General features: G+C 38.6%; 12 protein-coding genes and 1 other annotated feature. All 12 genes read left to right on the plus strand.

Features of this window, described 5'->3' with window-relative positions; translation table 11 throughout:
- Window positions 1-6 precede the first annotated feature (6 nt).
- The 12 genes from rpmG to rpsL all read left to right on the plus strand — a co-directional run bounded on the left by rpmG (window position 7) and on the right by rpsL (window position 12941).
- Window positions 7-153: a 50S ribosomal protein L33 gene (gene rpmG / locus EK386_RS06100; protein WP_126658154.1), complete on the plus strand. Its 147-nt coding sequence runs from the start codon at window positions 7-9 to the stop codon at window positions 151-153.
- 60 nt (window positions 154-213) lie between these two features.
- Window positions 214-399: a preprotein translocase subunit SecE gene (secE, locus tag EK386_RS06105; protein WP_126658155.1), complete on the plus strand. Its 186-nt coding sequence runs from the start codon at window positions 214-216 to the stop codon at window positions 397-399.
- Window positions 400-590: 191 nt separating this feature from the next.
- Window positions 591-1127, plus strand: coding sequence for a transcription termination/antitermination protein NusG (gene nusG / locus EK386_RS06110; RefSeq protein WP_126658216.1), 537 nt, complete (start codon window positions 591-593; stop codon window positions 1125-1127).
- 180 nt (window positions 1128-1307) lie between these two features.
- Complete coding sequence (gene rplK / locus EK386_RS06115) at window positions 1308-1733, plus strand: 50S ribosomal protein L11 (RefSeq protein ID WP_143963152.1); 426 nt, start codon at window positions 1308-1310, stop codon at window positions 1731-1733.
- A 124-nt stretch (window positions 1734-1857) separates the two neighbouring features.
- On the plus strand, window positions 1858-2553 hold the full coding sequence (gene rplA / locus EK386_RS06120; protein ID WP_126658157.1) for a 50S ribosomal protein L1: 696 nt from the start codon (window positions 1858-1860) through the stop codon (window positions 2551-2553).
- Between the two features lie 59 nt (window positions 2554-2612).
- Window positions 2613-2757 (plus strand) — a sequence feature (ribosomal protein L10 leader region).
- 33 nt (window positions 2758-2790) lie between these two features.
- Window positions 2791-3294: a 50S ribosomal protein L10 gene (gene rplJ / locus EK386_RS06125; RefSeq protein ID WP_126658158.1), complete on the plus strand. Its 504-nt coding sequence runs from the start codon at window positions 2791-2793 to the stop codon at window positions 3292-3294.
- 78 nt (window positions 3295-3372) lie between these two features.
- Window positions 3373-3732, plus strand: a complete 360-nt coding sequence (rplL, locus tag EK386_RS06130) for a 50S ribosomal protein L7/L12 (RefSeq protein ID WP_126658159.1) — start codon at window positions 3373-3375, stop codon at window positions 3730-3732.
- Between the two features lie 85 nt (window positions 3733-3817).
- Window positions 3818-4420 carry a class I SAM-dependent methyltransferase gene (locus EK386_RS06135; protein ID WP_126658160.1) on the plus strand — a complete coding sequence of 201 codons (603 nt, stop codon included), beginning with the start codon at window positions 3818-3820 and terminating at the stop codon, window positions 4418-4420.
- Between the two features lie 240 nt (window positions 4421-4660).
- Complete coding sequence (gene rpoB, locus EK386_RS06140; protein WP_179966006.1) at window positions 4661-8218, plus strand: DNA-directed RNA polymerase subunit beta; 3558 nt, start codon at window positions 4661-4663, stop codon at window positions 8216-8218.
- 114 nt (window positions 8219-8332) lie between these two features.
- The gene (rpoC, locus tag EK386_RS06145) at window positions 8333-12022 is read left to right on the plus strand and encodes a DNA-directed RNA polymerase subunit beta' (protein WP_126658162.1); all 3690 of its coding nucleotides are present in this window, start codon (window positions 8333-8335) and stop codon (window positions 12020-12022) included.
- 149 nt (window positions 12023-12171) lie between these two features.
- Entirely contained in the window at window positions 12172-12423 is a 252-nt protein-coding gene (locus tag EK386_RS06150) for a ribosomal L7Ae/L30e/S12e/Gadd45 family protein (protein WP_126658163.1), read from the plus strand.
- Between the two features lie 98 nt (window positions 12424-12521).
- The gene (gene rpsL / locus EK386_RS06155) at window positions 12522-12941 is read left to right on the plus strand and encodes a 30S ribosomal protein S12 (protein WP_036200765.1); all 420 of its coding nucleotides are present in this window, start codon (window positions 12522-12524) and stop codon (window positions 12939-12941) included.
- Window positions 12942-13045 lie beyond the last annotated feature (104 nt).

Raw genomic sequence — 13045 nt, forward strand, 5'->3', positions numbered from 1 at the left:
TTTAATATGGCTAGAAAAGTTGCTTTAAGTTGCGAAAAATGTGGTAATCGAAACTATTCTGTCCCAGAAAAGGCGAATTCTTCAGAGCGATTAGAGTTTAAAAAATATTGCTCGCATTGCAACGAACATACTGTGCATAAGCAAACTAAATGAATTTACTTAATTTTTAGATTGAAACATAGAATAGATGATTTGTTCGGAGGTTAAGCTAGAATGGGCAAGATTAAACATTTTCTGTCAGACGTAATGTCAGAAATGAGAAAGACAAGCTGGCCAAAAGGTAAAGAACTTACAAAATATACCGTGGTAGTAGTTACAACTGTTATATTTATGGCGATATTTTTTGTGTTAGTTGACTTAGGCATTTCAGAACTGTTCCGTCTATATTTAGACTCGTAATTGTATGTAATGTTAATATCTTTGAAAATAGCCCGTTTTAAAATTCACGGGTTTTTTTCATTTGTCTTCTTTTATAAAAATGTGATAAATCTAGAGGATATCAATGACCTTTTTGTAGAAAAGAAAGATGATTTTCGCTAGCACCTAAGTGATAAATGGAGGAGGGACGGACGAATTTGTCCGAAAATATTATGGAGAAAAGATGGTATGTAGTTCATACTTATTCAGGATATGAGAATCGCGTAAAAGCAAATCTTGAAAAGCGCGTTGAAACAATGGGGATGCAAGATAACATTTTCCGTGTAATCGTTCCTGAACATGAAGAAACAGATTTAAAAGATGGAAAAAAACGTACGGTAATGCGAAAAGTATTCCCGGGGTATGTTTTAGTAGAGATGATTTTAACAGATGAATCATGGTATGTGGTTCGTAATACGCCTGGAGTTACAGGATTTATCGGTTCATCAGGTGGAGGGGCAAAACCAACACCGTTATTACCAGAAGAGGTAGAGCGTCTGTTACGACAAATGGGTATTGATAAGAAAACAGTTGGCGAAATGGATGTAACGGTAGGCGAAGTAGTAGAAGTGTTAGAAGGCCCGTTTGCACACTTCCAAGGTAAGGTAGAAGAAGTCGATATAGATAAAGGTAAAGTGAAAGTAAGTATTGATATGTTCGGTCGTGAAACGAAGATGGAATTAGATTTTGAACAGATCCAAAAAATCTAATTTATATTTATGCTTGCGTATCTAAATTAAAAGTGATATTATTTCATAGGTCAGACTGTAAATAGACGGTTTGTCATATAAAGTTAATTTTTTAATGTTATCGGCAAATAGCTGACAGACAGATATTGAGTGGGAGGGGCAACCCAATTACCACATCACGGACTTAAGGAGGTGTGTCTCGTGGCTAAAAAAGTTATTAAAATCGTAAAACTTCAAATCCCTGCTGGTAAAGCTAATCCAGCTCCACCGGTTGGTCCTGCATTAGGTCAAGCAGGTGTTAATATCATGGGATTCTGTAAGGAGTTCAACGCTCGTACTGCTGATCAAGCTGGTTTAATCATTCCAGTTGAAATCTCAGTTTTCGAGGACCGTTCATTTACTTTCATTACAAAAACTCCACCTGCAGCAGTGTTACTTAAAGTAGCAGCAGGTATCCAATCTGGATCAGGTGAACCAAACCGTAAAAAAGTTGCAACGGTTAAACGTGATAAAGTTCGCGAAATTGCTGAACAAAAAATGCCAGACCTAAACGCTGCATCAGTTGAAGCAGCTATGGCGATGGTTGAAGGTACAGCACGAAGCATGGGTATTACGATCGAAGACTAATTCCCATTTTACTTGATGATGATGTTTTTGTTTTTTGGAGGTTGCGGAATGTTCTTAGTGAACTCGCAACCTCTATTCGTGGGAGGAATATCCGCTATAACCACAATCAAGGAGGAAAATTATAATGGCTAAAAAAGGTAAAAGACTGCAAGATGCAGCAAAATTAGTTGACCGTTCAAAAGTATATGCTGCTGAAGAAGCAATTGCTTTAGCAAAACAAACAAGCACAGTGAACTTCGACGCAACTGTTGAAGTAGCATTCAAACTTGGAATCGACACTCGTAAAAACGACCAACAAATCCGTGGAGCTGTAGTACTTCCAAACGGTACTGGTAAAACTCAACGTGTGTTAGTATTCGCTAAAGGTGAAAAACTTAAAGAAGCAGAAGCTGCAGGTGCAGACTATGTAGGTGATGCAGAATACATCGCGAAAATCCAACAAGGTTGGTTCGATTTTGATGTAATCGTTGCAACTCCAGACATGATGGGTGAAGTTGGTAAACTTGGTCGTGTATTAGGACCTAAAGGTTTAATGCCAAACCCTAAAACTGGTACTGTAACTTTTGACGTTACTAAAGCGATCGAAGAAATCAAAGCTGGTAAAGTAGAATACCGTGCTGACAAAGCTGGTATCATCCACGCTCCTATCGGTAAAGTTTCTTTCGACAACGAAAAATTAGTAGAAAACTTCAACACTGTATTTGAAGTTGTTCAAAAAGCTAAACCAGCTGCTGCAAAAGGTACTTACATGAAATCAGTAAACGTTACAACAACAATGGGACCATCAGTGAAAATTGATGTTGCTAGCGTTAAATTATAAATTTTAATATAAATAAATGTGTTGACAACGACCTTCGTTATTGATATGATGATTGTCGTTGTGAATATCCATTTGTACCGTAGACAGTAGGAGTGCTTGCACTTAATAATCCTACCGAGGACATCGAAATCGGATTCTTTTTGAGATGATGAATTTTCCAGCCTCTAGTCTATTGTTATAACTAGAGGCTTTTCTTTTGTCGGTATAAATGACCCATTCTAATAGGAGGTGTCAAACATGAGCGTTAGTGCAATTGAAACTAAAAAAGTTCAAGTACAAGAAATCGCTGAGAAATTCCAAGGTGCTGCTTCTGTAGTAGTTGTGGATTACCGCGGTTTAACTGTAGCCCAAGTTACAGAACTTCGTAAACAACTTCGTGAAGCTGGTGTTGAGTTCAAAGTTTACAAAAACAGTTTAACTCGTCGTGCGGCTGAAATCGCTGGTGTTGAAGGGATTAACGAATTTTTAACTGGACCAAACGCGGTTGCTTTCTCGAAAGAAGACGTAATTGCTCCAGCGAAAATCGTTAACGAATTCGCTAAAAAGAACGAGGCTCTTGAAATCAAAGCTGGTATCGTCGAAGGGAATATTTCTTCAGCTGATGATATTAAAGCACTTGCAGAACTTCCATCACGCGAAGGTCTACTTTCAATGCTTTTATCAGTACTTCAAGCTCCAGTGCGAAACTTCGCACTTGCAACAAAAGCTGTTGCAGAACAAAAAGAAGAACAAGGCGCTTAATTGTTGCTTAAACTTCAACAAACAATTCGGCCAAGTAGGCTAAAAATAAACTAATATCCAATATAGGAGGAAAATAAAATGAACAAAGATCAAATCTTAGAAGCTATCAAAGCTATGACAGTTCTTGAATTAAACGACTTAGTAAAAGCAATCGAAGAAGAGTTTGGTGTAACAGCTGCTGCTCCTGTAGCAGTAGTAGGTGGCGGTGCAGCTGCTGTTGAAGAAAAAACTGAATTCGACGTAGTACTAGCATCTGCTGGTGACCAAAAAATCAAAGTAATCAAAGTGGTACGTGAACTTACTGGTCTTGGCTTAAAAGAAGCTAAAGAAGTAGTAGATAACGCTCCAAAAGCTCTTAAAGAAGGTATTTCTAAAGAAGAAGCAGAAGAATTAAAAGCTAAACTTGAAGAAGTTGGCGCTAACGTAGAAGTTAAGTAATTATTACTTACACTACAGTTCAATAAATAAAGAAAGCTCGTCTATTTTGACGGGCTTTCTTCATTTCTTTGAGGAGGGCATGTAGATGTCTGAACATTATTATTCAAAGAAGCCTCAAACTGAAAGTAAACCACGTCAATGGAGATTCACACTACGAGGGTCTTCGTTTTTATTTGAAACGGATACGGGTGTGTTTAGTAAAAGCGAAGTAGATTTTGGATCCCGTGTTTTAATTGAAACATTTGAGTTGCCATCAGTAGATGGGGCGATATTAGATGTAGGTTGCGGCTATGGTCCAATTGGGTTATCACTTGCGAAACAATATCCAGAACGACTTATTTGTATGATGGATATTAATGAACGAGCAGTGTCCCTCGCCAGTAAAAACGCACAATTAAACGGAATTCAAAATGTACGTATTTTTGAAAGTGATGGTGTAGATGAAGTTGATGCTGAATTGCAAATTGCAGCAATATTAACAAATCCGCCTATTCGCGCAGGAAAAGACACTGTTTTTAAGTTTTATGATGGAGCTTATAACAGACTAGCAGATGGTGGAGAGTTGTGGGTTGTAATACAGAAGAAGCAAGGTGCGCCGTCGACAGTAAATCATTTAGAAGAAAACTTTGCAGAAGTGGACGTTGTTGAAAAGAAAAAGGGTTATTGGATTATACGTGCGAAAAAATAATCAACATGTATAATTATTGACTTGACAAAACGGCTATGATAACATAATAAAATGCAAAAATATTATTTTGTGGGAGTTTGCCCAATTGTATGCAACTGTTATTGTGTGGGTATACTTTCCATGAATAAGTTTAGTTTAACCGAAAATGACGTCTAAGAAAAGACTCGTTTTCTTTTTGTCTTTCGAAATCATACACTATTTAGTTGGTTTTGCAAAGACCTATTATCGCTTTAATGAGGGGTGAATGAGTTGACAGGTCAACTAGTTCAGTACGGACAACACCGCCAGCGTAGAAGCTTTGCGCGTATTAAAGAGGTGCTGGAGCTTCCGAATTTAATTGAAATTCAAACAGCATCTTACGAGTGGTTCCTTGAAGAAGGGTTGCGTGAGATGTTCCGCGACATTTCTCCAATTGAAGATTTTACAGGTAATCTTTCACTAGAATTCATCGATTATACATTAGGTGATCCGAAGTATGATGTAGATGAATGTAAAGAGCGTGATGTGACGTATGCAGCTCCATTACGTGTAAAAGTACGTCTTCACAACAAAGAAACAGACGAAGTTAAAGAACAAGATGTCTTTATGGGTGATTTCCCACTAATGACTGAAACAGGGACGTTCGTTATTAACGGTGCTGAACGTGTAATCGTTTCACAATTAGTTCGTTCACCAAGTGTATATTACCACGATAAAACTGATAAAAACGGTAAAAAAGGTTTTGGAGCAACAGTTATCCCGAACCGTGGTGCATGGTTAGAATATGAAACAGATGCCAAAGACGTGGTTTATGTTCGTATCGACCGTACACGTAAATTACCTGTTACAGTTTTATTACGTGCTTTAGGCTTTGGTTCAGACTCAGAAATCATAGATATTCTAGGTGATAACGAGTACTTACGAAACACGCTTGAAAAGGATAATACGGATAGTACTGAAAAGGCACTATTAGAAATCTATGAGCGTCTTCGTCCAGGTGAACCACCTACTGTAGAAAGTGCGAAAAGTCTGCTATATTCTCGTTTCTTCGACGCTAAGCGCTACGATTTAGCAAACGTAGGACGTTATAAAATGAATAAAAAGCTTCACATTAAAAATCGTTTGTTTAACCACACGATTGCAGAAACTCTTGTTGATCCAGAAACAGGAGAGATTTTAGTTGAAAAAGGTACAGTATTAGATCGTCGTACACTTGACCGAATTATTCCGTATTTAGAGAATGGTATCGGCTTCCGCACATTATCACAAGTTGGTGGCGTGTTAGAAGAAGACGTAACAATTCAATCAATTAAAATCTACGCACCAAATGATGAAGCGCAAAAAGAAATTAATGTTATTTCAAACGCTTATATCGATGAAGAAGTAAAAAATATTACACCTGCTGATGTGATTGCTTCTATGTCTTATTTCTTCAACCTATTATATGGCGTTGGAAATACAGATGATATCGATCACTTAGGTAACCGTCGCTTACGTTCTGTAGGTGAATTGTTACAAAACCAATTCCGTATTGGATTATCTCGTATGGAACGTGTTGTACGTGAACGTATGTCAATCAATGACACTGCGTCTATTGTACCGCAGCAATTAATTAATATTCGTCCAGTTATTGCATCAATTAAAGAGTTCTTTGGTAGCTCGCAATTATCGCAATTCATGGACCAAACAAACCCATTAGCAGAATTAACGCACAAACGTCGTCTTTCTGCATTAGGTCCTGGTGGTTTAACTCGTGAACGTGCTGGTATGGAAGTACGTGACGTTCACTATTCTCACTATGGTCGTATGTGTCCAATTGAGACTCCAGAGGGTCCAAACATTGGATTAATTAACTCATTATCATCTTATGCAAAAGTAAACAAATTTGGTTTCATTGAAACACCATACCGTAAAGTGGATCCTGAAACGGGTCAAGTTACAGGGCAAATTGACTACTTAACTGCAGATGAAGAAGATAACTATATCGTAGCTCAAGCAAACTCACCATTAAATCCAGATGGAACGTTTGCAAACGAAGAAGTTTTAGGTCGTTTCCGTGGAGATAACACAGTTTTCAAAAGAGACCGTGTTGACTATATGGACGTATCACCAAAACAAGTAGTATCTGCTGCGACGGCATGTATTCCGTTCTTAGAAAACGATGACTCAAACCGTGCGTTAATGGGAGCGAACATGCAACGTCAAGCGGTTCCTTTATTAAATCCAGAAGCACCATTTGTTGGTACTGGTATGGAACATGTCGATGCTCGTGATTCAGGGGCGGCAGTAGTAGCAAAACACCATGGTATTGTGGAACATGTTGAAGCTCGTTCTATCCATGTTCGTCGTATTGAAGAAATCGATGGTAAAGAAGTGAAGGGTGAATTAACGAAATACAAACTTCAAAAATTCACTCGTTCAAACCACGGTACTTCTATTAACCAACGTCCAATCGTAAAAGTTGGCGACCGCGTTAAACCAAAAGATATTTTAGCTGATGGTCCTTCTATGGAAAAAGGTGAACTTGCGTTAGGTCGTAACGTATTAGTTGCCTTCATGACATGGGAAGGTTTCAACTATGAAGATGCTGTAATTATGAACGAACGTCTTGTTAAAGATGATGTTTATACTTCGGTTCATATTGAAGAATACGAATCAGAATCTCGTGATACAAAGCTAGGACCTGAAGAAATTACTCGTGATATTCCAAACGTTGGGGAAGATGCTCTTCGTAACTTAGATGATCGCGGTATTATTCGTATCGGTGCTGAAGTTCGTGATGGCGATATTCTAGTAGGGAAAGTAACTCCTAAAGGAGTAACGGAACTTACTGCAGAAGAACGTCTATTACACGCAATCTTTGGTGAAAAAGCTCGTGAAGTGCGTGATACTTCATTACGTGTACCTCATGGTGCTGGCGGTATCGTTCTAGATGTAAAAGTCTTCAACCGTGAAGATGGTGATGAATTACCACCAGGCGTTAACCAATTAGTTCGTGTTTATATTGTTCAAAAACGTAAAATTCGCGTTGGGGACAAAATGGCCGGACGTCACGGTAACAAAGGGGTAATTTCACGTATCTTACCTGAAGAAGATATGCCATTTATGCCAGACGGAACACCAGTTGACATCATGTTAAACCCATTAGGTGTACCATCTCGTATGAATATCGGACAAGTATTAGAGCTTCACTTAGGTATGGCTGCTCGTTATTTAGGTCTTCATATGGCAAGTCCAGTATTTGATGGAGCAAACGAAGAAGACGTATGGGAAACAATGGAAGAAGCAGGTATGAACCGTGACGGAAAAACGATCCTTTATGATGGTCGTTCGGGTGAACCTTTCGACAACCGTGTTTCTGTTGGGATCATGTACATGATCAAATTAGCCCACATGGTTGACGATAAACTTCATGCTCGTTCAACGGGTCCATACTCACTTGTTACGCAACAACCACTTGGAGGGAAAGCTCAATTCGGTGGTCAACGTTTCGGTGAGATGGAAGTTTGGGCACTTGAAGCATATGGTGCTGCATATACACTACAAGAAATTTTGACAATTAAATCAGATGATGTTGTTGGTCGTGTAAAAACATATGAAGCGATTGTTAAAGGTGAAAGTGTACCAGAACCAGGTGTACCAGAATCATTTAAAGTATTAATTAAAGAACTTCAATCATTAGGTTTAGACGTAAAAATGTTAACAATCAATGACGAAGAAGTAGAACTTCGTGATCTTGATGACGAAGATGAACTTCAACCAACTGATGCATTAAATATCTTACCTAAAGAAGAAGATGCAGTAGAAACGATCGAATAAATTATGCAAGTTAGGGCGGGGGTAATATGCTGCCTGCCCTATTTTCAAATAAACAATTAATTGTTGAGCTTCGGAAAGTCGTTAGAGGACTTATACTAAAGGGAGGTAGGCTCCTTGATAGACGTTAATGAATTTGAATATATGAAAATCGGTTTAGCTTCACCTGACAAGATTCGTTCATGGTCATATGGAGAAGTAAAAAAACCTGAAACAATTAACTATCGTACTTTAAAACCAGAAAAAGATGGTCTGTTTTGTGAACGTATTTTCGGTCCTACAAAAGACTGGGAATGTCACTGTGGTAAATACAAACGTGTTCGCTATAAAGGGGTAGTTTGTGACCGTTGTGGTGTAGAAGTTACACGCGCAAAAGTTCGTCGTGAACGCATGGGGCATATTGAATTAGCAGCTCCTGTTTCACATATTTGGTACTTTAAAGGTATTCCAAGCCGTATGGGTCTTATCCTTGATATGTCTCCGCGTGCTTTAGAAGAAGTAATTTATTTTGCATCTTATGTTGTGATCGATTCAGGAGAAACTTCATTAGAAAAGAAACAATTACTTTCAGAAAAAGAATACCGTGCATACCGTGAAAAATTCGGAAATGGCTTTGAAGCTGCTATGGGTGCAGAAGCTATTAAAAAACTTCTAGAACTAATTGATTTAGAAGATGAAACAAATTCTTTAAAAGAAGAGTTAAAAACTGCACAAGGTCAACGTCGTACGCGTGCAATTAAACGTCTTGAAGTAATTGAATCATTCCGTAACTCTGGAAATAAACCAGAATGGATGATTTTAGAAGTTCTACCTGTAATTCCACCAGAGCTTCGTCCAATGGTGCAATTAGATGGTGGTCGTTTTGCAACTTCTGACTTAAATGACCTGTACCGTCGTGTAATTAACCGTAACAATCGTTTAAAACGTTTATTAGACCTTGGTGCACCAAGCATTATCGTACAAAACGAAAAACGTATGTTACAAGAAGCGGTAGATGCTTTAATTGATAACGGTCGTCGTGGTCGTCCAGTTACGGGACCAGGGAACCGTCCATTAAAATCCCTTTCACATATGTTAAAAGGGAAACAAGGGCGTTTCCGTCAAAACTTACTAGGTAAACGTGTTGACTATTCTGGTCGTTCGGTTATCGTAGTAGGTCCAAACTTAAAAATGTATCAATGTGGTCTTCCAAAAGAAATGGCGATTGAGTTATTCAAGCCTTTCGTTATGAAAGAACTTGTTGAGCGTGGTCTTGCCCACAACATTAAAAGTGCAAAACGTAAAATTGAACGTCTGCACAATGAAGTTTGGGACGTTTTAGAAGATGTAATTCGTGAGCACCCAGTTTTATTAAACCGTGCACCGACATTACACCGACTTGGTATTCAAGCATTCGAACCAACATTAGTAGAAGGTCGTGCAATTCGTCTTCACCCATTAGTATGTACAGCTTATAACGCTGACTTTGATGGTGACCAAATGGCGGTTCACGTTCCATTATCAGCAGAAGCACAAGCAGAAGCTCGATTACTAATGTTAGCTGCTCAAAACATCTTAAATCCGAAAGATGGTAAACCAGTTGTTACACCGTCTCAGGATATGGTATTAGGAAACTACTACTTAACATTAGAACGTGAAGGCGCTCGCGGTGAAGGTTCTGTGTTCTATGGTCCAAATGAAGTGTTAATTGCATATCAAACTGGTAACGTTCATTTACACACTCGTATTGCAGTTAAAGCAAGTTCATTTAAAAACCCAACGTTTACTGAAGAACAAAATAATATGTTCTTATTAACTACGGTTGGTAAGGTAATTTTCAATGAGATTCTTCCTGAATCATTCCCTTACATTAATGAACCGACTTCTACAAACCTAGAACAAAAAACACCTGAGAAATACTTTGCAAACTTAACAATTGGTGAAGAAACGCTAAATGAGTTACAAGCTTCTGAGGAATACCAAGCACTTTCAGAGGACGACAAAATTGCTGCACAACGTAAAGCAGTGTTACAAAGACACTTTGCAAGCGTTAAGCCAATTAGTCCATTCCGTAAAAAGTTCCTAGGAAATATCATTGCGGAAGTATTTAAACGATTCCACATTACAGAAACGTCTAAAATGCTTGACCGTATGAAAGATCTAGGATTTAAATATTCAACAAAAGCTGGTATTACCGTGGCAATTTCAGACATCGTGGTATTACCAGAGAAAAATAAAATCTTAGAAGAAGCGCAGAAAAAAGTAGATAAAGTATTAGTTCAATTCCGTCGTGGTTTAATTACGGAAGAAGAGCGTTATGACCGCGTTATCTCAAGCTGGTCTGCAGCAAAAGATGACATTCAAGGAAAACTGATGGATTCTTTACCGGACACGAACCCTATCTTCATGATGAGTGATTCCGGTGCCCGTGGTAACGCATCGAACTTTACGCAGCTAGCTGGTATGCGTGGTTTAATGGCCAACCCGGCTGGTCGTATTATCGAACTTCCAATCAAATCTTCATTCCGTGAAGGTTTAACGGTATTAGAGTACTTCATCTCTACTCATGGTGCGCGTAAAGGTTTAGCCGATACAGCCCTAAAAACAGCCGATTCAGGTTACTTAACTCGTCGACTAGTAGACGTAGCACAGGATGTTATTGTTCGTGAAGACGATTGTGGAACGGACCGTGGTTTAACAATTGGTGCTTTAATGGAAGGTACTGAAGTGATCGAAGCGTTAGATGAGCGTATTATCGGTCGTCATACGAAGAAAACAATTCGTCATCCTGAAACAGGTGAAGTTATTTTAGAGCGTGATGAATTAATCACTCAAGATATCGCACGTGTTATTGAAGATGCGGGTATTGAAGAAGTAACAATTCGTTCTGCATTCACATGTAATACAAAACATGGTGTATGTAAAAAATGTTATGGTATTAACTTAGCAACAGGTGAAGAGGTAGAAGTGGGTGAAGCGGTAGGTATTATCGCGGCTCAATCTATCGGGGAACCAGGTACACAATTAACAATGCGTACATTCCATACAGGTGGGGTTGCTGGTAACGATATTACACAAGGTCTTCCACGTATCCAAGAGATTTTCGAATCGCGTAATCCGAAAGGGCAAGCGGTTATTTCTGAAATCACAGGTACGGTTTCTGAAATTGAAGAAATCCGTGAAGGCTTAAAAGAAGTTACAGTGCAAGGCGAAATCGAAACACGTAAATATCAAGCACCTTACAATGCTCGCTTAAAAGTAGTTGTGGGTGATGCGATTAAACCTGGTCAAATCCTTTCTGAAGGTTCTATCGATCCAAAACAATTATTAAAAGTAAAAGACGTTGCAACGGTTCAAGAGTACTTATTAAAAGAAGTACAAAAAGTTTATCGTATGCAAGGGGTAGAAATTGGCGATAAACATATCGAAGTAATGGTACGTCAAATGTTACGTAAAGTTCGCGTAATTGAAGCGGGCGATACGGATCTATTACCAGGTTCATTACTTGATATTCACCAATTTACGGACGCAAACAAAGAAGCAATTATTAATGGAAGAGTTCCAGCTACTTGTCGTCCAGTAATCCTAGGTATTACGAAAGCTTCACTAGAAACAGAATCATTCTTATCTGCTGCATCATTCCAAGAAACAACTCGTGTGTTAACGGATGCTGCAATTAAAGGTAAGCGTGATGAGCTATTAGGTCTGAAGGAAAATGTAATTATCGGTAAACTAGTTCCAGCTGGTACTGGTATGCAACGATATCGTCAAATTCGTATCGAAGAAGACCCAATGGATTTAGAAGAAGAGTTTTCTTCTGTAGAATAATCATTTGTAATTAGCTATATTTAATATTTTCTCGGGTGGTATAAAACTCCGCCCGAGAAATCTTAATAAAAATATTTGACAGTTTAAATTAATAGTGTTAATATACTTAAGGTTGATAGTTAACTGTCTGTACTTCGGAGGATATGAGAATGTCTTATGAAAAAGTTAAACAGGCTAGTAAAACAATCATAGGTACAAAGCAAGCAGTAAAAGCAATCCGTGCTGGTCAAGTTGCAGAACTTTTTATAGCGCTTGATGCAGACAGCTGGGTAACCGATCCAGTTGTTATTCTTGCAAAAGAAGTCGGCGTACCAGTGAGTCTCGTTGAGTCGAAAAATGAGCTTGGCAAAGCGTGTGGTATTCATGTTGGTGCTGCGGTAGTTGCAATTGCTGTAAGTTAGTTTTTGTGTGGAAAACACAAAGACTTTGTTTTTACCCTAAAAATGAACCACCTGGATGTGTGGTATTAACAAGGAATATATGAAGGGAGGAATAACCGATGCCTACAATTAACCAATTGGTACGTAAGCCTCGTAAATCCAAAACAACGAAATCAAATTCACCTGCGTTAAACAAGGGATATAACAGCTTTAAAAAATCTTTAACAGATGTTAACTCTCCTCAAAAACGTGGAGTTTGTACTCGTGTTGGTACAATGACACCGAAAAAACCAAACTCAGCGCTTCGTAAATATGCGCGTGTACGCTTAACTAACCAAATCGAAGTTACAGCTTACATTCCTGGTGAAGGTCACAACTTACAAGAACACAGCGTAGTATTAATCCGCGGTGGACGAGTAAAAGACTTACCAGGGGTACGTTACCATATCGTTCGTGGTGCTCTTGATACTGCTGGTGTAAACGGTCGTATGCAATCACGTTCTCTATACGGTACAAAACGTCCAAAAGAAAAAAAATAATTTAGTTTCCTAAAAGTTGCCTTTGTTGGACGTAACAGATTTTGAATAGATTGAATCGTGCGCACGATTCAAAATCTGGACGTATAAATAGTGCGAAACTGCAC

The sequence above is a fragment of the Lysinibacillus antri genome, assembly GCF_003977595.1.
Lineage (GTDB): Bacteria > Bacillota > Bacilli > Bacillales_A > Planococcaceae > Ureibacillus > Ureibacillus antri.